Source organism: Salinarimonas chemoclinalis, from assembly GCF_041514305.1.
Classification (GTDB): domain Bacteria; phylum Pseudomonadota; class Alphaproteobacteria; order Rhizobiales; family Beijerinckiaceae; genus Salinarimonas; species Salinarimonas chemoclinalis.
Map to the genome: position 1 here is coordinate 551,707 of NZ_JBGMWH010000001.1, position 21,221 is coordinate 572,927.

General features: G+C 73.4%; 22 protein-coding genes. 13 read left to right on the forward strand and 9 right to left on the reverse strand.

From position 1 onward, the window contains the following. Positions 1 to 5: 5 nt before the first annotated feature. Both AB9M23_RS02490 and AB9M23_RS02495 read left to right on the forward strand, forming a co-directional pair. Complete coding sequence (locus tag AB9M23_RS02490; RefSeq protein ID WP_372422186.1) at positions 6 to 917, forward strand: PhzF family phenazine biosynthesis protein; 912 nt, start codon at positions 6 to 8, stop codon at positions 915 to 917. After that, entirely contained in the window at positions 914 to 1,642 is a 729-nt protein-coding gene (locus tag AB9M23_RS02495; RefSeq protein WP_372422187.1) for an NUDIX hydrolase, read from the forward strand. Before AB9M23_RS02490 ends, AB9M23_RS02495 begins: the two co-directional genes overlap by 4 nt. Here AB9M23_RS02495 and AB9M23_RS02500 read toward each other — a convergent pair. After that, a complete protein-coding gene (locus tag AB9M23_RS02500) occupies positions 1,630 to 1,968 on the reverse strand; it encodes a hypothetical protein (protein ID WP_372422188.1) in 339 nt (112 codons plus the stop codon). The genes AB9M23_RS02495 and AB9M23_RS02500 overlap by 13 nt on opposite strands. 374 nt (positions 1,969 to 2,342) lie before the next feature. On the opposite strand from AB9M23_RS02500, the gene AB9M23_RS02505 reads away from it, so the two are divergent. Together AB9M23_RS02505 and AB9M23_RS02510 are read left to right on the forward strand one after the other, a co-directional pair. Then, on the forward strand, positions 2,343 to 3,890 hold the full coding sequence (locus tag AB9M23_RS02505) for a 2-isopropylmalate synthase (RefSeq protein WP_372422189.1): 1,548 nt from the start codon (positions 2,343 to 2,345) through the stop codon (positions 3,888 to 3,890). Positions 3,891 to 4,128: 238 nt separating this feature from the next. Further along, the gene (locus AB9M23_RS02510) at positions 4,129 to 4,473 is read left to right on the forward strand and encodes a tRNA-binding protein (RefSeq protein ID WP_372422190.1); all 345 of its coding nucleotides are present in this window, start codon (positions 4,129 to 4,131) and stop codon (positions 4,471 to 4,473) included. On the opposite strand, the gene AB9M23_RS02515 is transcribed toward AB9M23_RS02510, so the two are convergent. Further along, the gene (locus AB9M23_RS02515) at positions 4,467 to 5,159 is read right to left on the reverse strand and encodes a hypothetical protein (RefSeq protein WP_372422191.1); all 693 of its coding nucleotides are present in this window, start codon (positions 5,157 to 5,159) and stop codon (positions 4,467 to 4,469) included. The genes AB9M23_RS02510 and AB9M23_RS02515 overlap by 7 nt on opposite strands. A gap of 132 nt (positions 5,160 to 5,291) precedes the next feature. Between AB9M23_RS02515 and AB9M23_RS02520 the strand changes: the two genes are divergently transcribed. Next, entirely contained in the window at positions 5,292 to 5,618 is a 327-nt protein-coding gene (locus AB9M23_RS02520; RefSeq protein WP_372422620.1) for a DUF6949 family protein, read from the forward strand. 23 nt (positions 5,619 to 5,641) lie between these two features. Here the strand turns inward: AB9M23_RS02520 and AB9M23_RS02525 are convergent, their stop codons facing one another. Further along, positions 5,642 to 6,178, reverse strand: a complete 537-nt coding sequence (locus AB9M23_RS02525; RefSeq protein WP_372422192.1) for a thioesterase family protein — start codon at positions 6,176 to 6,178, stop codon at positions 5,642 to 5,644. A 218-nt stretch (positions 6,179 to 6,396) separates the two neighbouring features. On the opposite strand from AB9M23_RS02525, the gene AB9M23_RS02530 reads away from it, so the two are divergent. After that, positions 6,397 to 7,812: an FAD-binding oxidoreductase gene (locus tag AB9M23_RS02530; RefSeq protein ID WP_372422193.1), complete on the forward strand. Its 1,416-nt coding sequence runs from the start codon at positions 6,397 to 6,399 to the stop codon at positions 7,810 to 7,812. A 33-nt stretch (positions 7,813 to 7,845) separates the two neighbouring features. After that, positions 7,846 to 11,673, forward strand: a complete 3,828-nt coding sequence (locus AB9M23_RS02535; protein ID WP_372422194.1) for a hypothetical protein — start codon at positions 7,846 to 7,848, stop codon at positions 11,671 to 11,673. A gap of 6 nt (positions 11,674 to 11,679) precedes the next feature. Here the strand turns inward: AB9M23_RS02535 and AB9M23_RS02540 are convergent, their stop codons facing one another. Beyond that, on the reverse strand, positions 11,680 to 12,384 hold the full coding sequence (locus AB9M23_RS02540) for a glutathione S-transferase family protein (protein WP_372422195.1): 705 nt from the start codon (positions 12,382 to 12,384) through the stop codon (positions 11,680 to 11,682). A gap of 333 nt (positions 12,385 to 12,717) precedes the next feature. On the opposite strand from AB9M23_RS02540, the gene glyA reads away from it, so the two are divergent. The 6 genes from glyA to AB9M23_RS02570 are packed head-to-tail and all read left to right on the forward strand — an operon-like array spanning position 12,718 to position 17,074. After that, the gene (gene glyA / locus AB9M23_RS02545) at positions 12,718 to 14,022 is read left to right on the forward strand and encodes a serine hydroxymethyltransferase (RefSeq protein WP_372422196.1); all 1,305 of its coding nucleotides are present in this window, start codon (positions 12,718 to 12,720) and stop codon (positions 14,020 to 14,022) included. Positions 14,023 to 14,038: 16 nt separating this feature from the next. Continuing rightward, a complete protein-coding gene (nrdR, locus tag AB9M23_RS02550) occupies positions 14,039 to 14,584 on the forward strand; it encodes a transcriptional regulator NrdR (RefSeq protein WP_372422197.1) in 546 nt (181 codons plus the stop codon). Beyond that, positions 14,581 to 15,759: a bifunctional diaminohydroxyphosphoribosylaminopyrimidine deaminase/5-amino-6-(5-phosphoribosylamino)uracil reductase RibD gene (gene ribD / locus AB9M23_RS02555; RefSeq protein ID WP_372422198.1), complete on the forward strand. Its 1,179-nt coding sequence runs from the start codon at positions 14,581 to 14,583 to the stop codon at positions 15,757 to 15,759. The genes nrdR and ribD overlap by 4 nt, the downstream gene beginning before the upstream one ends. A gap of 3 nt (positions 15,760 to 15,762) precedes the next feature. Continuing rightward, positions 15,763 to 16,389, forward strand: coding sequence for a riboflavin synthase (locus tag AB9M23_RS02560; RefSeq protein WP_372422199.1), 627 nt, complete (start codon positions 15,763 to 15,765; stop codon positions 16,387 to 16,389). Between the two features lie 54 nt (positions 16,390 to 16,443). Beyond that, positions 16,444 to 16,686, forward strand: a complete 243-nt coding sequence (locus AB9M23_RS02565) for a FitA-like ribbon-helix-helix domain-containing protein (RefSeq protein WP_372422200.1) — start codon at positions 16,444 to 16,446, stop codon at positions 16,684 to 16,686. Continuing rightward, positions 16,670 to 17,074 carry a type II toxin-antitoxin system VapC family toxin gene (locus AB9M23_RS02570; protein WP_372422202.1) on the forward strand — a complete coding sequence of 135 codons (405 nt, stop codon included), beginning with the start codon at positions 16,670 to 16,672 and terminating at the stop codon, positions 17,072 to 17,074. The genes AB9M23_RS02565 and AB9M23_RS02570 overlap by 17 nt, the downstream gene beginning before the upstream one ends. Here AB9M23_RS02570 and AB9M23_RS02575 read toward each other — a convergent pair. The 5 genes from AB9M23_RS02575 to purE form a co-directional block, all read right to left on the reverse strand. Further along, positions 17,071 to 18,123 carry a DUF2332 domain-containing protein gene (locus AB9M23_RS02575; protein WP_372422203.1) on the reverse strand — a complete coding sequence of 351 codons (1,053 nt, stop codon included), beginning with the start codon at positions 18,121 to 18,123 and terminating at the stop codon, positions 17,071 to 17,073. The two genes, AB9M23_RS02570 and AB9M23_RS02575, sit on opposite strands and share 4 nt — an antisense overlap. A gap of 31 nt (positions 18,124 to 18,154) precedes the next feature. Beyond that, the gene (locus AB9M23_RS02580) at positions 18,155 to 19,021 is read right to left on the reverse strand and encodes a tetratricopeptide repeat protein (RefSeq protein ID WP_372422205.1); all 867 of its coding nucleotides are present in this window, start codon (positions 19,019 to 19,021) and stop codon (positions 18,155 to 18,157) included. A 148-nt stretch (positions 19,022 to 19,169) separates the two neighbouring features. Further along, complete coding sequence (gene rpsU, locus AB9M23_RS02585) at positions 19,170 to 19,400, reverse strand: 30S ribosomal protein S21 (protein WP_029029311.1); 231 nt, start codon at positions 19,398 to 19,400, stop codon at positions 19,170 to 19,172. Between the two features lie 195 nt (positions 19,401 to 19,595). Beyond that, complete coding sequence (locus AB9M23_RS02590) at positions 19,596 to 20,681, reverse strand: 5-(carboxyamino)imidazole ribonucleotide synthase (protein WP_372422208.1); 1,086 nt, start codon at positions 20,679 to 20,681, stop codon at positions 19,596 to 19,598. Further along, a complete protein-coding gene (gene purE, locus AB9M23_RS02595) occupies positions 20,678 to 21,220 on the reverse strand; it encodes a 5-(carboxyamino)imidazole ribonucleotide mutase (RefSeq protein WP_372422210.1) in 543 nt (180 codons plus the stop codon). The genes AB9M23_RS02590 and purE overlap by 4 nt, the downstream gene beginning before the upstream one ends. Between the last annotated feature and the right edge of the window lies 1 nt (position 21,221).

Below are 21,221 nucleotides of genomic sequence, written 5' to 3' on the forward strand. Positions count from 1 at the left end.
ATCGCATGTCCCGCCGCTACGCCGTCCTCGACGTCTTCACCGAGACCGCCCTCGAGGGCAACCCGCTCGCCGTCGTGTTGGACGCGCAGGGGCTCGAGGGCGACGCCATGCAGCGCATCGCCCGCGAGTTCAACCTCTCCGAGACGGTCTTCGTCCTGCCGCCGGAGGACGGCCGCCACCGCGCGCGGCTGCGCATCTTCACGCCCGCCCGCGAGCTGCCCTTCGCCGGCCACCCGACCGTCGGCTCGGCGGTGCTGCTCGCCCTCGAGCACGGTTCGGGCGGCGCGGACGCGCAGGCCTTCGGGCTCGAGGAGCGGGTCGGCGTCGTCCCCTGCGTCGCCCGGATAGACGGGCCGCGCAGCGGGCACGCGCGCTTTCGGCTGCCGAAGCTGCCGATGCCGGTGGGCGAGCACGACCCGAACCCGGCGGATTGCGCGATGGCGCTCGGCCTCGATCCGGACGACATCGGCTTCGACCGGCACGCACCGAGCCGCCACGACGCCGGCAACGCCTTCACCTTCGTGCCGCTGCGCTCGCTCGACGCGCTCGCGAAGCTGCGGGCGGAGCCGACCTTCCCCGCGGTGTTCGGGCAGGACGCGCACGGCGCGGTCTACGCCTACGCCCCCCGACCGGGCGCGGGGAGGCTGGCCTTCCGCGCGCGCATGCTCGCGCTCGGGCTCGGCGACGGCGTGCGGGAGGACCCCGCGACCGGCTCCGCCGCCGCCGCCTTCGCCGGCGCGCTGATGCAGCACGAGCCGATGGGCGACGGCACCCACGACGTCACCATCGAGCAGGGCATCGAGATGGGCCGCCCGAGCCTGATCTCGCTCCAGCTCGCCGTCGAGAGCGGCGCGCTCGCCTCGGGCGAGATCGGCGGCTCCGCCGTCGTGATCGCGCGCGGCGAGCTGTTCGCATGACGGCGGACGCCGACGGCGTCGTCGTCGTCGCCGAGGTCTCGCGCATCGAGGCGCGGTTCGACCCGCACGCGCGCTGGGAGCGCGCCGAGGCCGCGCGCGCCGAGATCGAGGCCCACTGGGCGACGCGCGTCGCCGCGCAGCCGCGCCTGTTCAACGGCCGGGTGTTGATGGCGCGCGACGTCGCCATCGCGGGCGACGTGCTGCGCGGTACCTGGTTTCCGGTCGACTATGCGACGCTGCTGTGGGCCAAGAGCACGGGGTTCGCGCACGAGGAGGTGGTGAACGCCTTCGCGCTCGCCGCCCTGCGCGGGCGCTGCGGCGGCTTCCTCGTCGGCGAGATGGGCGGCCACACGGCCAATGCCGGGCGCCTCTACTTCCCCGGCGGGACGCCCGACATGGAGGACGTGCGTCCCGACGGCAGCGTCGACCTCGCCGGCTCGGCCCTGCGCGAGCTCGAGGAGGAGACCGGCATCGCGCCCGGGCGCGTGCGCGCCGACGGCTGGATGGTGGTGCGCGACGGTGGCACGATGGCGCTCCTGCGCCGGATGGAGGCGCCCGAGGACGCCGATGCCCTCGCGGCGTCCGTCCGCGCCCGGATCGCCGCCGATCCCGACCCGGAGCTCGCCGACGTGCGCGTGGTGCGCGGGCCGGGCGAGCTCGACCCGGCGCGCACGCCGCGCTTCATGGAGGTGTTCCTCCAGCGCGTGGCGTCTCAGGCCGGGTAGCCGAAGCGCGTCTTGACCGCGCGCAGCTGGGCGCGCGCCGCGGCGTCGTTCCCGGCGCGGCAGGTCTCGGCCGGGCCGGCGAGATCGCGCGTCGCGTCGCGATAGACGGTGGGGCCGACGAAGCCGGTCTCGTTGTCGCGGTCGAGCAGCGCCCGGAAGGCGCGGATCTCCTGCGCGCAGGCGGACGACCCCGGCAGGTCGAGGCTCGCCACGGCGACGGCGGGGCCGCCGGCGACGGTGGGGGCGCCGGTCTGGGTGCAGGCGGCGAGGCCGAGCACGGCCAGCGCGGCGAGGATCGGAAGCGGCGGGGGCATCGGCACCGGCATGGCGGGATCTCTCCGTTACGAGCGGACGCGAATCGTGCGCAGAGCCTAGCCGATCGGGGTGCGTGGGCGAAGCGCTCCGCCGCTCACGCGGGCTTGCCGCCTCGCCTCGGCTCCGGTACAAGTGCTATACCGCCGCGCGAAGCGGCGCCGATCGAACGAGGAGTGAGCCGTGGCCCTGGCCGGCTCCCATCGCAGCAGCATCCTGGCCGCGCCGGCTTCCGGCGTGCGGGCGCGCGCGCTTTCCCTCGGCCTCCTGCTCCTTATCAGCCCCTGAGGGCCGTCCGGGCGCGCGCCTGGGCCTTCAGGGGAGATCGAGACCCGACCCGGCGCCGCGAGCGGCCGCCGCGATCCCGATCCGATACCGGAGCAAGACCATGTCGACCGACACCAACCGCGTCCTGATCTTCGACACCACCCTGCGCGACGGCGAGCAGTGCCCCGGCGCCACCATGACCCTCGAGGAGAAGCTCGAGATCGCCGAGATGCTCGACGACATGGGCGTCGACATCATCGAGGCGGGCTTCCCCATCGCCTCGATCGGCGATTTCGAGGCCGTCTCCGAGATCTCGCGCCGGGTGAAGCGCGCCGTCGTCGCCGGCCTGTCGCGCGCCAACCCCAAGGACATCGAGCGCGCCGGCGAGGCGGTACGGCACGCGGTGCGCCCGCGCATCCACACCTTCATCTCCACTTCGCCCGTCCACATGAAGTACAAGCTCCAGAAGGAGCCCGACGCGGTGCTGGCGCTCGTCATCGACCAGGTGACGCGCGCGAGGAACCTCGTCGAGGACGTCGAGTGGTCGGCCGAGGACGGCACGCGCACGGAGATGGACTTCCTGTGCCGCTGCGTCGAGGCGGCGATCAACGCCGGCGCGACGACGATCAACATCCCCGACACGGTGGGCTACACCACGCCGGAGGAGTACCGCGCGCTGTTCGAGACGGTCCGCAACCGCGTGCCGAACGCCGACAAGGCGATCTTCTCGGTGCACTGCCACAACGATCTCGGCATGGCGGTGGCGAACTCGCTCGCCGGCGTGAGCGGCGGCGCGCGGCAGATCGAGTGCACGATCAACGGCATCGGCGAGCGCGCGGGCAACGCCGCGCTCGAGGAGATCGTCATGGCGATGAAGACCCGCGCCGACGTCTTCCCCTACGACACGGGCATCGACGCGACGATGCTGACCCGCGCCTCGAAGGTGGTGGCGGGCGCGACCAACTTCCCGGTTCAGTACAACAAGGCCATCGTCGGCCGCAACGCCTTCGCCCACGAGAGCGGCATCCACCAGGACGGCATGCTCAAGCACACCCAGACCTACGAGATCATGACGCCCGAGTCGGTCGGCGTCACCAAGACCTCGCTGGTGATGGGCAAGCATTCGGGTCGCAACGCCTTCCGCTCGAAGCTGGCGGAATTGGGCTACAAGGTCTCCGACAACGAGCTGCAGGACGCCTTCGACCGCTTCAAGGCGCTCGCCGACCGCAAGAAGCACGTCTACGACGAGGACATCGAGGCGCTCGTCGACGAGCGGCTCGCCACCGCGCACGACCGCATCAAGCTCGTGTCGCTCTCGGTCATCGCCGGCACCCGCGGGCCGCAGCGCGCGACGATGAAGCTCGAGATCGAGGGCCGCGTCGTCACCGAGGAGGCCGACGGCAACGGGCCGGTGGACGCCGTCTTCAACGCCATCCACGCGCTCCAGCCGCACGAGGCGACGCTCGAGCTCTACCAGGTCCACGCGGTGACCGAGGGCACGGACGCGCAGGCCGAGGTGTCGGTGCGGCTGAATTCCGGCGGCCGCACGGTCACCGGCCGCGGCGCCGACCCGGACACGCTCGTCGCCTCCGCCAAGGCCTACCTCGCGGCGCTCAACAAGATCGTCGCCCGCGGCGAGGGGATGCACGCCCAGCACGCGGCGGAGTGAGACGCTCCCGCCCCTTCGGGGCGGGGACGATCCGCGAGAGCGGATCAGGGGCGGGGTCCCGTGGCTCGACGGATGTCGGACTTCGGCTGTCGCCGAAGCGCCTGCCGGCGCCCCCCGCCGTCTCGTCGCTGCGCGCCGATCCACCTCCCCCGACGGGGAGGAGCGTGATGGTGCCGGGTGACGGGCGGTGCGTCCGGCGGTAAGCAGAGCGCGACAGCAACGCTCGGAGCCTCCCGCCATGGACACGCCGCAGATCACCTTCGACGACTTCCTTAAGGTCGACGTCCGCGTCGGCCGGATCGTCGCGGCGGAGCCGTTCCCCGAGGCGCGCAAGCCCGCCTACAAGCTGACCATCGACTTCGGGCCGCAGATCGGCACGCGTCGCTCCTCGGCGCAGATCACGCGCAACTACGCGCTCGACGAGCTCGAGGGGCGGCTCGTGCTGGCGGTGGTGAACTTCCCGCCGCGCCAGATCGGCAAGTTCATGTCGCAGGTCCTCACGCTCGGCGTACCGGACGCCGACGGCGAGGTCGTGCTGATCGAGCCCTCGCGGAACGTGCCGATCGGCGGCCGGCTCTACTGACCCGGCACGGTGGCGAGCCGTTCCACGGCGGCGACGATTCGCGGCCAGTCCGAGAGCGCCGCAGCCGGCAGGCGCACCTGCGCGTCCAGGCCGCCGCGGCGGATCTCGGCGAGGCAGGGCAGGCGGACGCCCGCCGCCGCCGCGCCGTCGAGGCAGCGCGCGGCGAAGGCGCGGCCCTGGGGCGGCGCGAGGTGCAGCGTCTCGCCCTCGTAGGGCGAGCCCTGCGCGAAGACGCGGCGGATGAGCCCGTCCCGCGTCGCCTCCGCGCCGGGTTCCAGGAAGCGATTGTAGAGCTGCGCCGGCCGCTCCGACGGCGCCGGCGCGTCGTCGGCGGGAACCAGCGTGACGCCGATCCGTGGACCGACGGCCTCATCCAGAGCGACCCCGAGCAGCGCGTCGAGGGGCGCCTCGATCGCGACCCGCTCGGTCGCGCCCGGGGTCCGCGGCGCGATCAGCCAATCGCGGGGCAGCACGAGCGGTCGATCGGCGAGTTCGAGCGCGACCATGGCGCCGGGGGAGGGGGCGTCCCGCGCGATCAGCGACCGCGACCACAGCGCCAGGGCGAGGAGCGCCGCGCACAGCCCGAGCGCGAGACAGGCCGCCGGCAGGCCGATCCCGCGCCAGCGGATCGGTGCTGGCGCGAGCGGTGCGGCGCCGGGTGCGGCGGCATGGGCTGAAGACCGCATCTCGGCTCTCCTGCGGCGGGCGCGACGTTAACCCTTTTCGCCATTCGTGCTTAACGAGGAGTAAAGCCTCGTGCAGGATCGCCGTGCCGGCTCGGGAGGGGTCGCGCGCCGGAGCCGCTCATGAGTGTCGATGTGGGTCTCGATCCCTGGACCGTGTCCAGCCTGAACGCGCTCGTCGTGGGCTTCGCCTTCGCCGGGCTGCTCGCGAGCGCCTTCGAGCTGGTGACCCACCGTCGTGCCAGCTTCTCGCTGCTCGAGCGCGGCGGGGTCGTGGCGCTGGCGAGCCTGCCGATGCTGGCCTTCTCGGCTCCCTTCATCATCCTGCGCAACACGTTGCGCGGCCGCCGCTTCGAGCGCCGCCCGATCCCCTTCGTGATGATCGCCACCTGCATCGCCGGCTTCTGGAGCCTCGCGGCCGGCCGCGTGCTGCTCGGAGGCATCGGCTACGTCGTCGGCTGAGCGACGATCCGCATGCCGAAGCGTCAGTGCCGCGTGCCCGTCGCGCGCTCCGGCTCGTCGCGCGGGATGCCGATCCTGCGTCCCACCGCGTCGGGCCGAGGCAGACGGGCGTGGGCGGCCCGCATCACTTCCAGGTTGTCGCGGATCGCGTCCGGGAAGGGTGTCACGCGCTTCGTGGTCATGTCGACGTGCAGCGAGAGGATCTCGCACGTCGCCGCCGTCCAGCCCTCGCGGGCGTGGCGGACCTCGAGATAGACGTGGAAGCGCTTCTCGTCGCTGTCGAGGAGCTGGACCGTCACCCGCACGGGATCGTCGGCGACGAGTTCGCGGCGATAGAGCACGTGCGCCTCCGCCGCGAAGTAGGACGCACGGCTCTCGGCGACGTAGTCCGGCCCCAGCCCCACCACGCCGAAGGCCTCGTCCAGCGCACGGTCGAAGAGGACGTGGTAATAGGCGAGGTTCATGTGGCCGTTGTAGTCGATCCACGCCTCCTCGACGCGCATCGTCGAGGAGACGAACGGCGCGAAGAAGAAGATCGGGGTCGGCGCATGCTCGGCCACGGGAGCCTCTCTGGCATCGTTCCGATCAAGTTGCCCAACAAACGAGCGATCGTCCAGCCCGTGCGGCGGGCAAAAATCGGTTTAGGCGGCTTCGGGACGGCTCGCGCGAGCCCGTTCGCCTACGGATGCCGCCCGCTTCCGCCCTCTGCTAATCTCCAGTCGCTCCGCGTGCCATTCACACGTGTTCCGCAACGCTCGCACGCCCTCCGAGGACGTCCATGAACGCACCCGCCCGCCCGCTCCGCAAGAGGCCCGACCCGCAGGCGCTCGAGGCCGTCCTCGAGGGCCTGCGGCCCCGTTTCGGCGATCGGCTCTCCACCGCCGAGGCGGTGCGCGCCCAGCACGCGGCCACCGTCACCTGGGTCCCTCCCGAGCCGCCGGATGCCGTCGTCTACGCGCAGACCACCGAGGAGGTCGCGGCGATCGTGCGCCTGTGCGCCGAGCACCGCGTACCCGTCATTCCCTTCGGCACGGGCTCCTCGCTGGAGGGCCACGTCAACGCGCCCTACGGCGGCGTGTGCGTCGATCTCTCGCGGATGGACCGGGTGCTGCGGGTCAACGCGGAGGATCTCGACTGCGTCGTCGAGCCCGGCGTCACCCGCACGCGCCTCAACGCCCACCTGCGCGACCAGGGCCTCTTCTTCCCGATCGACCCGGGCTACGACGCCTCGCTCGGCGGCATGGTCGCCTGCCGCGCGTCGGGCACGAACGCCGTGCGCTACGGCACGATGCGCGAGAACGTGGTGGCGCTCACCGCCGTCCTGCCGAGCGGCGAGATCGTCCATACCGCGAGCCGCGCGCGCAAGTCGAGCGCCGGCTACGACCTCACGCGGCTCCTCGTCGGCTCGGAGGGGACGCTCGGGATCACGACGGAGATCACGCTGCGGCTCCAGGGTATCCCCGAGGCGATCTCGGGCGGCGCCTGCCCGTTCCCCTCGGTGCGCGCCGCCTGCGAGGCCACGATCCTGACGATCCAATCCGGCATCCCGGTCGCGCGCATCGAGCTGCTCGACGCCGGCCAGGTCGCCGCCTGCAACGCCTACTCGAAGCTGACGCTCGAGGAGGCGCCCACGCTCTTCGTCGAGTTCCACGGCAGCGAGGCGGGCGTGCGCGAGCAGGCCGAGCGCTTCGGCGAGATCGCGCGCGAGTGCGGCGGCGGCACCTTCGCCTGGGCGACGGAGGCGCAGAGCCGCACGCGCCTCTGGCAGGCGCGCCACGACGCCTACTGGGCGGCGCTCGCCCGCCGGCCCGGCGCCAAGGGCGTCTCCACCGACATCTGCGTGCCGATCTCGCGGCTCGCCGATTGCGTCGAGGAGACGGTGGCGGACATCGAGGAGACCGGGCTCGTCGCGACGATCCTCGGCCACGTCGGCGACGGCAACTTCCACGTCCTGCCCCTCGTCGACGTGGCGGACCCTGGCGAGGTGGCGCGCGTCTACGGCTTCATCGAGCGCCTGATCGCCCGGGCGCTGTCGATGGAGGGGACGTGCACCGGCGAGCACGGGATCGGGCAGCGCAAGATGCGATTCCTCGTGGACGAGCACGGCGCGGCCGCCGTGGAATTGATGCGCGTGATCAAACGTGCGATCGATCCTCACGACATCATGAACCCGGGAAAGGTCCTCGTTCCCTGACCCGGGCATGGTCGCCACGAGGGTCATTTCGTCTTGCGTGACATCCTGACCGCGCTCGCGGGTCTCGTCATCGTCCTGCTCACGGCGGCGCTCGTCGCGCCGCCCCTGATCGACTGGGACCTGCGGCGCGGGGAGGTCGAGCGCGCGCTCTCTCGGGCTGCCGGGGCGCCGATCCGCACCGAGGGGCCGCTCGACGTCCGCCTGCTGCCCTCGCCGCGGCTGAGCGTGGGGCGGCTCTCGATCGGCGGGGCCGAGCCGGGCGCGGCCTCGCTCGCGGCGATCGACGTGGTCGCGGAAATCGAGCTCGCGCCGCTCCTGCGCGGCGAGGTGCGCTTCTCCTCGGGACGCGCCGCCGCCGCCGCGATCCGCGTGCCGACCCGCGGCGACGAGGGCCTGCGCCTGCCCGCGGCCTTCGCGCCGGGCACCGAAGGCGGCGCGCGCTTCGCCTTCGACGACCTGCGCGCCGACACGCTCGCCGTCGTCGCGGTCTCGCCGGAGGGCGAGGAGCGCCGCTGGCTCGACGTCTCCGACGTGCGGCTCTCGGCGGACGCGCTGGGCGGCCCCTACCGGATCGACGGCGTCGCCGAGGACCTGCCGTTCCGTCTCGTCACCGGCCGCTTCGACGCCGAGCGGGTGATGGCGATGCGCTTCCAGGCGGGCGAGGACGGGCCGGTGCGCTTCGATGCGCAGGGCGCGCTCGCCCTGGCGCCGTCGGGCGGCGGCTTCTGGGCGGCGACGCTCGGCGGGCAGGGGCGCATGATCGTCGCCGCCGCCGCCGAGCCCGACGCCGCGCCGCTCGTGGTGGAGACGACCTTCGCCACCGCCGATCGGGGCGTCACGCTGACGGAGCTGTCGATCGAGGCCGGGGACGCCGGATCCGGCACGCGGCTGGAGGGCGCGGGGTTCGTCGCGCTCGACGATCCGCGCCTCTCGCTCGACCTCTCGACGCGCCGGCTCGTGGCCGAGCGCGTGATCGGCAGCCCGCTCGGCGCGGCGCTCGGCGCCGCCGCGAACGGGCGGTTCGGCCTGCCGCTCGACCTCGTTCTCGCCGCCGACAGCGTGGCGCTGCTCGAGGAGGAGATCTCGGAGCTCGCGGTCTCGCTGACGACGGCGGGCGACCGGCTGCTGGTGCGCTCCGCCTCCGCCGTGCTGCCCGGCGACGCACGGGCGCGCTTCTCCGGCGAGATCGGGCGCGACGGCCCGCCGAGCGCCGACGGGCGCGCGAGCCTCGTCGCCCGGGACGGTGCGCGCCTCGCGCGCTTCCTGCGCCGCTCCGGCGTCGACGGACCGCTCGTCGACCTCCTCGACGGGCAGCCCCTCGACGTCGCCGCCGACGTCGTCTGGCGCGAGGATCTCGTGGCGCTCTCCTCGCTGCGCCTCGCCGCGGGCGACACGGCGCTGACCGGGACCGTGCGCTGGGACGCGCAGGGTCCGGGCGGGCGGCCCAAGATCTCCGCACAGGTCGCCGCGGACGGGCTCGACGTCGCCCGCCTGCCGCAGCTCTCGGCCCTGTCCGACCTGCCGCGCGCGCTCGACGTCGAGCTGGTGCTCGACGCCGAGGACGTGCGTTTCGAGGGGGCCGAGGGCGCGGGACGCATTCGCGCCAGGCTCGCTTCGGACGAGACCGGCATCGAGATCGCGACGCTCGAGATTTCGGACCTCGCCGGGGCGGAGGTCTCCGTGTCGGGGCGTGTCGCGCAGGACGGGGCCGGGCGCATCGAGGGGCGGCTCGCGGCGGTGGAGGCCGAGCCGCTGATCGCGCTCATGGGCCGCGTGGCCTTCGGCGAGGCGGTGGCCCTCATCCCGCGCTTCCTGCGCGAGGGCGCGCTCGACGTCGCGCTCACCGTCGAGCGGCTCGCCGACGCGCAGGGCGTGGCGGCCCAGGGCGCCGCCGCGCGCGGGCTGCGCACCGCGATCGAAGGTACCGCAGCCGGCGGGCCGATCAGCGCGCAATGGCTCACCCTAGACGGACGCACCGAGCGGCTCGAGCTGGAGCTCTCCACCGACGACGTCGCCGGCTGGCTCGACGTCGACGGCGTCGCGCCGGTGGCCGGGACGGTCGCGGGCGAGCCCGCCCTCGTCGCACTCACGCTCGGCCGCAGCGGCCCCGACCGTTTCGTCGCCCGCGTCACCGCCGACGCCGCGGGCCTGCGGCTCGACACGAGCCGCCCGCTCGTGCTCGACGCCGTCGACTTCGCGCCGCTCTCCGGCGAGGTCGATCTCGTCGCGCAGGACCTGCGCCCGGCGTTCGCGCTGCTCGGCGGGCGGATCGTGACGGAGACGCCGGTGCCCGCGACGCTGCGCGCCTCGTTCCGTCGCGAGGGCGTCGAGACGCTGCTGGAGGCCGGCGGCAGCATCGCCGAGACGAGCGTGCGCATCGACGCCACGCTCCCGCCGGGCGCGCCCCCGCGGGCCGAGATTCGCACCGCACGCCTGTCGCTGCCCTGGCTCGCCGAGGCCTTCGCGCTGGGCGACGTGCTCGGGCGCGGCACCGCCACGTGGTCACGCGAGGCCTTCGCCGCGCTGGCGCGCCCGCTCTCGCGCGGCAGCGCGACCGTGATCGTGCCACGGCTCGACCTCGGGCGCGGCTACGTCGCCGAGGACGCGCGCTTCGACATCGCGCTCGAGCGCGACGGTATCGCGATCACCGGGCTCGAAGCCGCGCTCGCCGACGGGCGCATCGCCGCCGACCTGACGCTCGGCCGGCCCGCCGCCGAGCGCGCGTCGATCGTCGGCGAGGCCTCGCTCGCGGATCTCGCGCTCTCTCGGCTCGCACCGGACCTCGCGATCGACGGCCGGCTCACGGGCACGATCGACTTCGGCGGCGCGGGCGGCAGCATCGCCGAGGTGGTGGGGGCGCTCGCCGGGGAGGGGCGCCTGACGCTCGCCGACGTCGTCGTGCCCGGCGCCGACTCCACGGCGATCGGCCGCGGCCTCGACCGGGCGCTCGCCGAGGAGGATCCGCTCGGGGGCCGGCGGGTCGACACCTACGTCTCCACCGCCCTCGACGAGGGGCCGCTGCGGGTCGAGACCGTCGAGGCGCCGCTGACGCTGATCTCCGGCGTGATCGGCCTCTCACCGGTGCGCGCGGAGGCGGCGGGTGCGGCGGGCGGTGCGTTCGAGGGAACGGTCGCGCTCGACCTGCGGGCGCTGACGCTCGAGATCCGCGGCTTCCTGCGCGGCGAGGACGCGCCGCAGGGCTGGGAGGGACCCGCCCCGACGATCGGCGTGAGCCTCGCCGGACCGCTCGGCGATCTCGCCCGCACCATCGACGTCGGGCCTCTCACCAACGGCATCGCCGCTATCGTCCTCGAGCGCGAGCTCGCCCGCATCGAGGCCTTCGAGCGCGAGGCGAGCGAGCGCCAGCGCCGCATCGACGAGGCGCGCATGCTGGAGTTGCGCCGGACGCGCGCCGAGGAATGGCGCATCGAGGCCGAGCGCCGGCGCCTCGAGGAGACCCGCGCGCGCGGTGCCGCGGAGGCGGCCCGCCGCGACGCCGAGCTGCGCTCGCTCGATGCGCTGACGCAGGAGCGCGCCCGGCAGGCGGCGGAGGAGGAGGAGCGCCGCCGGCTCGCGGAGGAGGAAGCACGTCGGCGGGCCGAGGAAGAGGCGCGCCGCGCCGCGGAGGAAGAAGCGCGGCGGACCGCGGAGGAGGAAGCGCGCCGGGCCGCGGAGGACGAGGCGCGGCGTGCGGCCGAGGAGGCGGCGCGCGAGCCGCCGGCGCTCCCCAATCCGCAACCGCCGACGGGGGATGCGCGCCCGGAGCCGGCGACGTTCGACGCGGACGCGTTGCGACGCTTCCTGCGGGAGGGCGTGTTCGCGCCCTCGGCGTCCGAGGCGCCCTCGGTGGCGCCGCGCTGAGGCGGCTCAGCCCCGGGCGGGGATCGCGAGACCGCGCTGCACCGCCGGGCGGGCGAGGCCGCGCTCGAGCCAGGCGGGCGTGCGCGAGAGCGCGTCCCAGCCGACGATGTCGCCCGCCTCGTAGAACCCCACGAGGTTGCGCACCCAGCCCAGCAACGCGATGTCGGCGATCGTGTACTCCGCGCCCATGATCCAGTCGCGCCCCTCGAGCCGCGTCTCGATCACCTTCAGGAGCCGCTCGGCCTCGGCCCGGTAGCGCTCCTTGGGGCGCGGGTCCTCGATCTCGCGGCCCTTGAACTTGTGGAAGAAGCCGAGCTGGCCGAACAGCGGCCCCACCGCACCCATCTGCCACATCACCCATTGCACCGTCTGCCAGCGCGCGACTGGGTCGGCGGGCAGGAGGCGCCCGGTCTTCTCGGCGAGGTAGAGGAGGATCGCGCCCGATTCGAAGAGCGCGAGCGGCTCGCCCGCGGGGCCGTGCGGATCGATGATCGCGGGGATCTTGCCGTTGGGGTTCAGCGCCAGGAATTCCGGCGTCCAGGTCTCGTTCTCGCCGATGTTCACGAAATGCGGCTCGTAGGGCACCCCGGTCTCCTCGAGCATGATCGAGACCTTCACGCCGTTGGGCGTGGGCGTCGAGTAGAGCTGCAGGCGATCGGGGTGCTTCGGCGGGAAGCGGGTGGCGATCGGGTGGGTGGCGAAGTCGGTCATGGGGGGGGCTTTCCGTGCAAGCTGCGCCGTTTCGTCGCTTCGGCAGATGGTCGCGCCGCGGGCGGACGCAACGGACCGACGCGCCAGGGCGGGTTGGCGTGGGTGCAAGGTAGCGGGGGTAACGCCGCCCGAAATCCCGCACCCCCGTCGGTGCAACACCCGCTCCATGTCGCATCCATTCACGATTTGCCGGCCCTGTCCCCCCATGATAGACGCCCCATCTGAGACCCGACGGGCGCCGCAGCGCCCGCTCGCGCCCGCCGAGAGCGGCGGCCCCGGTGCGGGCGCGGGAGACACGGGACCACATTCGGGCCGACGAGAGCGAGGCGAAACATGAGCGCGAGCGAAGCGACCGGGACCCATCTGTCCAACTCCTTCTTCTCGGCCGGCCTCGCGGACGTCGATCCCGAGATCGCCGCCGCCATCGAGGCCGAACTCGGCCGCCAGCGCATGGAGATCGAGCTGATCGCCTCCGAGAACATCGTCTCCCAGGCGGTGCTCGAAGCGCAGGGCTCGGTGATGACCAACAAGTACGCCGAGGGCTATCCCGGCCGGCGCTACTACGGCGGCTGCCAGTTCGTCGACATCGCCGAGACGCTGGCGCAGGAGCGCGCCTGCCGGCTGTTCGACTGCGGATTCGCCAACGTCCAGCCGAACTCGGGCTCGCAGGCGAACCAGGCCGTGTTCATGGCGCTGATGCAGCCGGGCGACACGTTCATGGGCCTCGACCTCGCCGCCGGCGGGCACCTCACGCACGGCGCGCCGGTGAACGTGTCGGGCAAGTGGTTCGACGTCGTGAGCTACAACGTGCGGCCCGACGACAACCGGATCGACATGGACGAGGTCGCCCGCCTCGCCCGCGAGCACAAGCCGAAGATCATCATCGCCGGCGGCTCGGCCTACTCGCGCCATTGGGACTTCGCCCGCTTCCGCGAGATCGCGGACGAGGTCGGCGCCTGGTTCATGGTCGACATGGCGCATTTCGCGGGCCTCGTCGCCGGCGGCGCGCACCCCTCGCCGTTCCCCCACGCCCACGTCGCCACCACGACCACGCACAAGACCCTGCGCGGCCCGCGCGGCGGCATGATCCTGACGAACGACGAGGCGCTGGCGAAGAAGTTCAACTCCGCGGTGTTCCCCGGCATGCAGGGCGGCCCGCTGATGCACGTCATCGCGGCCAAGGCGGTCGCCTTCGGCGAGGCGCTGCGGCCGGAGTTCAAGATCTACGCCCGCGCCGTGGTCGACAACGCGCGCGCGCTCGCGGACACGATCAAGTCCGGCGGCTACGCCATCGTTTCCGGCGGCACCGACAACCACCTGATGCTCGTCGACCTGCGCCCGAAGGCGCTCACCGGCAAGGCCGCCGAGCAGGCGCTCGGGCGCGCGCACATCACCTGCAACAAGAACGGCGTGCCCTTCGACCCCGAGAAGCCGATGGTCACCTCCGGCATTCGGCTGGGCACCCCGGCCGCGACCTCGCGGGGCTTCGGCGTGGCCGAGTTCCAGGAGGTCGGCCGGCTGATCGTCGAGACGCTCGACGGGCTCGCGGCGAACGGCGAGGGCGGCAACGACGCCGTCGAGGCCTCGGTCAAGGCGCGGGTCCACGCGCTGACCGGCCGCTTCCCGATCTACGGCTGAGGAGACGCGGGCGCACATGCGCTGCCCCTATTGCGGAAGCCTCGACACGCAGGTGAAGGACTCGCGGCCGGCGGAAGACTCGGCCTCGATCCGGCGCAGGCGCGTGTGCCCCGATTGCGGTGGGCGCTTCACGACCTTCGAGCGCGTGCAGCTGCGCGAGCTCGTGGTGGTGAAGCGCTCGGGCAAGCGCGTGCCCTTCGACCGTGACAAGCTCCAGCGCTCGATCGACGTCGCCCTGCGCAAGCGCGAGGTCGATCCCGAGCGGGTGGAGCGCATGGTCAACGGCATCGTGCGCCAGCTCGAGTCCTCCGGCGAGAGCGAGGTCTCCTCCGAGCAGGTGGGCGATCTCGTCATGGAGGGGCTCAAGAACCTCGACGACGTCGCCTACGTGCGCTTCGCCTCGGTCTACAAGAGCTTCCGCGAGCCCAGGGACTTCGAGGAGCTGCTGATCGGGCTCGGACGCGCCGCGGGCGCCGGCACGGCCGCGGCCGCCGCCGCCCCCGCGCGGCCCGCAGAGGACGACGCCGCACCGGCGGATCCCGCCGTGGACGGCGTGCGATGAGCCCCGCCGCGGCGCGCGCGGCCGCCGCCGGCGGGACGCCCGCTGGCGATGCGCAGGCGCACCGAGACGTCGCCTACATGCGCAATGCGCTGGCGATCGGGCGGCGCAATCTCGGCCTCACCTGGCCCAATCCGAGCGTCGGCGCCGTGCTCGTCTCCTACGCCTCCGGCGCGCCGGTCGTCGTCGCACGCGGCGTCACCCAGCCCGGCGGGCGTCCCCATGCCGAGCGCGTCGCGCTGGACGCCGCCGGCCCGGCCGCGCGGGGTGCCACGCTCTACGTCACGCTGGAGCCCTGCTCGCACCACGGCAAGACGCCACCCTGCGCCGAGGCGGTGATCCATGCCGGCGTCGCCCGCGTCGTCTACGCGCTGGCCGATCCCGACCCGCGGGTGAGCGGGCGCGGCGCGGCGCTGCTGCGCCAGGCGGGCCTCGCCGTCACCGGCGGCGTCGCGGAGGCGGAGGCCGCGCGCAGCCATGTCGGGCACGTCACGCGGGTGACGAAGGGCCGCCCGGCGGTGCTGCTCAAGCTCGCCCGCACCGCCGACGGCTACGCCGCCGCCGCCTCCAACGAGCGGCTGATGATCACCGGCGCGCTGGCCAACGCCCGCGTCCACCTGATGCGCGCGCATGCGGACGCGATCATGGTCGGCCTCAACACGGTCGTCGCCGACGACCCGCGGCTGACGACGCGGCTGCCCGGCCTCGAGCACCGGTCGCCGGTGCGGGTCGTGGTCGATTCGCGCCTCGCCCTGCCGCTCGAGGCTGGGATCGTCCAGAGCGCGGGCGCGCCGCCGACCTGGGTGATCACCACGATCGATGCGCCCGCCGCCGCCGAGCGCCGGCTCGTCGACGCGGGCGTCGAGGTGATGCGGGTCGGCGCCGACGATCGTGGGCGGGTGCGGCTCGACGAGGGCCTGCGGCTGCTCGCCGTGCGCGGCATCACGCGCGTGTTCTGCGAGGGCGGGCCCGCGCTGGCCGAGGGGTTGGCGCAGGCCGATCTCGTCGACGCGCTGGCCATCGCGACGGGCCCGCGCCGGCTCGCTGCGCAGGACCCCTCGGCGCCCGGCCTCGCCGCCGTCGGCCCCGCGCTCGCGCGCCACGTCGAGACGCGCCTGCGGCTCGTCTCCGAGGAGCCGGCGGGCGCGGACGTGTTCCAGCACTTCGAGAGGGCGTGAGCCATGTTCACCGGCATCGTCACAACCATCGGCCGCGTCGTCGCGGTGGAGGACCGTACCGACCAGCGCCGGCTCACCATCGCCTGCGACGACGATCCCGGAACGATCGCCATCGGCGCCTCGATCGCCTGCTCCGGTCCCTGCCTCACCGTCGTGGCGCTGGGCGGCGTCGCGGGAGACATGTGGTTCTCCGTCGATGCGGCGGCGGAGACCCTGGCGCGTACCACGGTCGGCTCCTGGGGGGAGGGGACCCGCGTCAATCTCGAGCGCTCGCTGAAGATCGGCGACGAGCTGGGCGGCCACATCGTCACCGGCCACGTGGACGGGCTCGCAGAGATCGTCGCGCGCAGCGAGGTCACCGCCGAGGAGACCGGCTGGGGCGCCACCGCCCGCTTCGACCTGCGCGTGCCCGCCGTCCTCGCCCGCTTCGTCGCCGAGAAGGGATCGGTCGCGCTCGACGGCTGCTCGCTGACGGTCAATTCCGTGGAGGGCGACGTCTTCTCCGTCTTGCTCATACCCCACACGCTCGCGCACACGACCTTCGGCGACAAGGGCCCGGGCGAGCGGGTCAACCTCGAGGTCGACCTGATGGCGCGGTACGCGGCGCGGCTGGTGGAGGCGCGGGAGTGAGGATTGCAGCGGGAGGCGACCCGTGCTATCGTTTCGATATCAATGGAGCGATAGATGGTCGACATACTCGTGCGCAACGTGGATGACGAGCTGGCGGCGCGCCTCAAGGATCGAGCGCGCGCGCAAGGAACGTCGCTGAACGAGGTCGCACGAGAGGCGCTGCAGGCGTTCGCCAAGCCGTCACAAGCGGAATTCCTGAAGATCGCGGATCGCATCGCGTCCATGGGGCCCCGCTTTCCCGGGAGCAGCGTAGATCTGATCCGCGAGGACCGCGACAACGATGAGCCTTATCGTTGACGCGTCCGTCGCGGTTCCATGGCTGATCCGCGAGGACGGTTCGGATCGCGCGCGTTCGATTCTCGCTAGAGGGCACACCCTGATTGCGCCGGAGATGCTCTTGGCGGAAGCGGGCAACGCGTTCTTCAAGCGTGTCATCCGTAATGCGATGTCGGCGGAACACGCGGTCGAAGCGCTCCGAGCGGTCCGAATTCCCTTCTCCGATTTCGTTTCGACTTCGGTCCTGATCGAGACTGCGGCCCGGATCTCCTACGAATTCAGGCATCCCGTCTATGACTGCCTTTATGTCGCTTTGGCTCTGCGTACCGATTGCGGCCGTTTGGCCACCCTCGATCGAAGAATGATGGATGTTGCGGCGCGAGCCGGGGTTGTTTGCCACAATCTTTAGGCGTCTCGCCCCCACTCCACCCACCGCCCATGGAAATCCGCGCGCCCCAGCGCCCGCATCTCGCCGCCGGGCCACAGGCGGAGCGTGAGGGCGGCGGACCCGGGGGTGTCGTCCGCTTCCATGGCGACGTGGGCGAGGGGTGCGTCGGCGCGTGCGCGGCCCGCCGCGTCGGCGAGCGCCGCCTCGATGCGGGCTTTCACCGGGGCCGGCAGGTATTGCCAGACGATCGTGTGGAATACGACCGTGGTGACGCCGGCCCACGGCGCAGACGCGAGCCGCGCCTCGATCCAGTCGGCGGCATCGGCTCGTGCGACGCGCCAGGAAGCCGCGGCGGCGACGGCGAGGGCGGACGCGGTGGTCTCGAGCCGCTCGGGCTGGTCCGGCCAGATGTAGGAGAACAGCCGCTCGCGATCGGCGGGGTCGCCGGGGTCGAGCGGGTTGCGGTCGCAGCCCGCCCGGTCGATAACGGCGAGCGGCGTCGCGGGATCGGGATGGGCGCCGCGCCAGGCGCAGCGCACGAGGACCGGGCTCGCCCCCTCCCGCGTGCCCACGTCGAGCGCGTAGCCGTAGCGCTCGAGCCCGAGGTTGAGCCCGGCGCTCGCACCGATCTCGAGGAGCGACAGCGGCAGCCCGGTCTCCCGCGCCACGACGAGCAGCGCGCCCAGGATCGCGCCGGAGCGCTTGACCTCGTTGGTCTGCGGGGCTGAGTCGAGATAGCCGGCGAGGAAGGCGTCCTCCCGCGCGAGCGCCTGCGCGAGGGCGTCGCCGAGGCGGGCGGCGTCGAAGGCGGCGGGCGGGTAGGCGTTCGTCAGGGCCGGGACGCGGCGCGTGCGGGCGAGGGCGTGGAGCGCGCCGGCGGCGCGCAGGGCCAGCGCATCGGCCCGGGGATCGCCCTCCCAGGACCCGATCCGCCGCCCGAAGGCGCTCGCATCGTCCAGGCGCTCGGACAGGAGCATGCACAGGTCGGCGTTGAAGGACGAGCCGAGGCGGCGGCAGGCATCGGCCTGGCGCAGGAAGGCGGCGCGAATGGCGTCTACGAGCGCAGCCATGCCCGCGCCCTCCCGCCGTCACCGCGGGCGATCAGGCGCGCACGCGCCCGGCGCCCTCGCGGGCGATGGTGTTCGTCGCGTCGATGGAGAGCGCCCGGCGGTAGCTCTCGCGGGCCTCGTCCACCTGTCCGGAGCGCTCCAGCGCCACGCCGCGCCAGGCCCAGGCGTCGGCGTTCTGGGACTGCACGTTGAGCGAGGCGTTCAGATCCTCGATCGCCTTCGCGAAGTCGCCGAGCGCGATCAGGCTCTGGCCGCGGCCCTGGTAGGGGGCGGCGACGTAGGGGTTGCGGTCGATCGCGGCGTCGAAGTCGAGCACCGCTTCGCGGTGCTGGCCGAGGCGCTGGTAGACGAGCCCGCGGGCGTGGTGCGCCTCGGCGGATTCCGGGTAGACGCGCAGGGCCTCGTTGAGGTCGGTGAGGGCGGCGGCGGTGTTCCCGCGCGCGCGCAGCAGGTTGGCGCGGCCGATGCGCGCCGGCGCGTAGTCCGGGTTCGCCGCGAGCGCGCGGCTGAAGTCGGAGAGCGCGTCGTCGTCGCGCCCGGTCTGGCGCAGCGCCAGCGCGCGGTTGGTGTAGGCGGCGGGGTTCGACGGGTCGAGCTCGATCGCCCGCGTGAAATCCGCCAGCGCGTCGCGGAAGTCGCCGGCGCGCGCGTAGGCGGCACCGCGGGTGTTGTAGGCGGTGGCGTCGGTCGGGTTGTTGCGGATCACCTCGGTGAGCGAGGCGATGTTGGTGCCCGCGACCGCGCTGTCCTGGCGCTCGAGCACGGCGACCTGCTGAGCGGGGCCGCGCGTGGCCACGGTCTCGCAGCCCGCGAGCACGACGCCGGCCAGGAGGAGCCCCGTCAGCCGTACGCCGCGAAGCGTCCCGTCGATGCGCGTCCCCTCGATGGTCGTGATCATGGTCGCCTCTCCCCGGCGCGATGCGCGCCCGTCGTTCTGCGCCCGTGCCCGCTGCGCGCGACGTCGTACGGGTTCCCTGAGACACGAATGGGGCGATACCGGGCCCATTCGGAGCCGCGGATCGCCACAACGGTCCCGAAGGCGCGCCTCAGCGGGCCGGCTTGGGCTTCGACGGCAGCAGGCCCTCGCGCTGCATGCGCTTGCGCACGAGCTTGCGGGCGCGGCGGACGGCCTCGGCCTTCTCGCGCGCCTTCTTCTCGGAGGGCTTCTCGTAATGGCCGCGCAGCTTCATCTCGCGGAAGATGCCCTCGCGCTGCATCTTCTTCTTGAGCGCGCGGAGCGCCTGATCGACGTTGTTTTCACGGACGAGAACCTGCACGCGTCGAGTTCCTTCGGTTGATGCGCCGGCGATGTCGGATGCGGGGTATGCTACGGGAACCTGTACGGCCGAGCGCAGGCTCGCGCCTCTCGCGCGCCTCGACCGATCGACGCTGCGCTTAGCAGAATCGCCGGGGGCTGTCGAGGCCCGAGATCGGCCCGGACGCGGGCGGCGAGAACGCGCCCTCCCCCGGGTTCAACGCTCTCGCGAGAGCCGCGTCACGTGCCCCATCTTGCGCCCGGCCCGTGCCTCGCCCTTGCCGTAGAGCGTGAGCCGCGCGCCCTCGTCCGCGAGGAGGCCGCGCCAGGCGTCGGCGTCCGCGCCGATGAGGTTGTCCATCGTGACCACCGGCGCGCGACGCGTGGTCGGGCCGAGCGGCCAGCCGCAGACGGCGCGCACGTGCTGCTCGAATTGCGAGGTCGCCGCGCCGATGTCCGTCCAGTGCCCGGAATTGTGCACGCGGGGCGCCATCTCGTTGACGACCAGGTGCTCGCCGTCGGTGTCGCGCACGACGAACATCTCCACCGCGAAGACGCCGACGTAGTCGAGCGCCGCGGCGATGCGCGCTGCGACGTCCCGCGCCGCCGCCTCCGTCGCGGGCGAGATCGAGGCCGGAACGGTGGTGCGGGCGAGGATGCCGTTCTCGTGGCGGTTCTCGCACAGGTCGTAGACCGCGAGGCCACCGTCCGGCGCGCGGGCGGCGACGACGGAGACTTCCGCCGCGAAGGGCACGAAGCCCTCGAGGATCGCCGGTGCCGCGCCGATGGCGGCGATCGCGGCGGCGGGGTCGTCACCGTCGCGGATCACGACCTGGCCCTTGCCGTCGTAGCCGAAGCGTCGCGTCTTGAGGATCGCGGGCCGCCCGAGCTCCGCCAGCGCGGCGGCGAGGGAGGCCACGTCGTCGACGGCGCGGAACGGCGCCACCGGGATGCCGAGATCCGCGACGAAGCGCTTCTCGGCGAGCCGGTCCTGCGCGGTCGCGAGCGCCGCGAGTCCCGGCCGAAGCGGTGCCCAGCGCGCGACCGTCTCGGCGGCGGAGACGGGAACGTTCTCGAACTCGTAGGTGACCACCGCGCAATGGCGCGCGAACTCCGCGAGCGCCTCGCCGTCCGCGAAATCCGCGGTCGTGGTGCGGGCGGCGACGTCGAAGGCGGGGCTCGCCGGGGCGTCGTTGTAGACGTGGACGACGAGCCCGAGCCGCGCGGCCTCCGCCGCGATCATCCGCCCGAGCTGGCCGCCGCCGAGGATGCCGAGGACGTCGCCGGGCGCGACCGGGCTCATCGCACGCTCTCCACGAGCGGGGCGTCCACGATCGGCGCATCCACGGGATGCGCGGCCACGCCCTCGGACTGGCGGGCCCGCCACGCCTCCAGGCGCTGCGCGAGCGCGGGGTCGCCCAGCGCCAGGACGGCGGCGGCGAGCAATGCGGCGTTGATCGCGCCGGCCCGCCCGATCGCCAGCGTGCCGACGGGGATGCCGGCGGGCATCTGCACGATGGAATAGAGGCTGTCGACGCCCGCCAAGGCCTTCGATTCGACCGGCACGCCGAAGACCGGCAGCGGGGTCAACGCCGCCACCATGCCCGGCAGGTGCGCGGCCCCGCCCGCGCCGGCGACGACGACCTTCACGCCTTCGGCCTTCGCGCCCTTGGCGAAGGCGAAGAGCCGCTCTGGCGTGCGGTGGGCGGAGACGATCCGCGCCTCGTGGGCGACGCCGAGCGCCTCGAGCGTCTGCGCGGCGTGTCGCATGGTCGCCCAGTCCGACTGGCTGCCCATGACGATCGCGACGGGGGGCCGCGCGGGCGGGGTGGTGTTCGTCATG

What these genes read in the sequence shown, in the direction of transcription:
- AB9M23_RS02560 (WP_372422199.1), top strand. Translation starts at nt 15,763, where the DNA reads ATGTTCACCGGCATCGTCACAACCATCGGCCGCGTCGTCGCGGTGGAG.
- AB9M23_RS02510 (WP_372422190.1), top strand. Translation starts at nt 4,129, where the DNA reads ATGGACACGCCGCAGATCACCTTCGACGACTTCCTTAAGGTCGACGTC.
- AB9M23_RS02590 (WP_372422208.1), bottom strand. Translation starts at nt 20,681, where the DNA reads ATGAGCCCGGTCGCGCCCGGCGACGTCCTCGGCATCCTCGGCGGCGGC.
- AB9M23_RS02580 (WP_372422205.1), bottom strand. Translation starts at nt 19,021, where the DNA reads ATGATCACGACCATCGAGGGGACGCGCATCGACGGGACGCTTCGCGGC.
- AB9M23_RS02565 (WP_372422200.1), top strand. Translation starts at nt 16,444, where the DNA reads ATGGTCGACATACTCGTGCGCAACGTGGATGACGAGCTGGCGGCGCGC.
- AB9M23_RS02500 (WP_372422188.1), bottom strand. Translation starts at nt 1,968, where the DNA reads ATGCCGGTGCCGATGCCCCCGCCGCTTCCGATCCTCGCCGCGCTGGCC.
- purE (WP_372422210.1), bottom strand. Translation starts at nt 21,220, where the DNA reads ATGACGAACACCACCCCGCCCGCGCGGCCCCCCGTCGCGATCGTCATG.
- AB9M23_RS02570 (WP_372422202.1), top strand. Translation starts at nt 16,670, where the DNA reads ATGAGCCTTATCGTTGACGCGTCCGTCGCGGTTCCATGGCTGATCCGC.
- nrdR (WP_372422197.1), top strand. Translation starts at nt 14,039, where the DNA reads ATGCGCTGCCCCTATTGCGGAAGCCTCGACACGCAGGTGAAGGACTCG.
- AB9M23_RS02540 (WP_372422195.1), bottom strand. Translation starts at nt 12,384, where the DNA reads ATGACCGACTTCGCCACCCACCCGATCGCCACCCGCTTCCCGCCGAAG.
- AB9M23_RS02515 (WP_372422191.1), bottom strand. Translation starts at nt 5,159, where the DNA reads ATGCGGTCTTCAGCCCATGCCGCCGCACCCGGCGCCGCACCGCTCGCG.
- AB9M23_RS02495 (WP_372422187.1), top strand. Translation starts at nt 914, where the DNA reads ATGACGGCGGACGCCGACGGCGTCGTCGTCGTCGCCGAGGTCTCGCGC.
- AB9M23_RS02575 (WP_372422203.1), bottom strand. Translation starts at nt 18,123, where the DNA reads ATGGCTGCGCTCGTAGACGCCATTCGCGCCGCCTTCCTGCGCCAGGCC.
- glyA (WP_372422196.1), top strand. Translation starts at nt 12,718, where the DNA reads ATGAGCGCGAGCGAAGCGACCGGGACCCATCTGTCCAACTCCTTCTTC.
- AB9M23_RS02505 (WP_372422189.1), top strand. Translation starts at nt 2,343, where the DNA reads ATGTCGACCGACACCAACCGCGTCCTGATCTTCGACACCACCCTGCGC.
- AB9M23_RS02530 (WP_372422193.1), top strand. Translation starts at nt 6,397, where the DNA reads ATGAACGCACCCGCCCGCCCGCTCCGCAAGAGGCCCGACCCGCAGGCG.
- ribD (WP_372422198.1), top strand. Translation starts at nt 14,581, where the DNA reads ATGAGCCCCGCCGCGGCGCGCGCGGCCGCCGCCGGCGGGACGCCCGCT.
- AB9M23_RS02490 (WP_372422186.1), top strand. Translation starts at nt 6, where the DNA reads ATGTCCCGCCGCTACGCCGTCCTCGACGTCTTCACCGAGACCGCCCTC.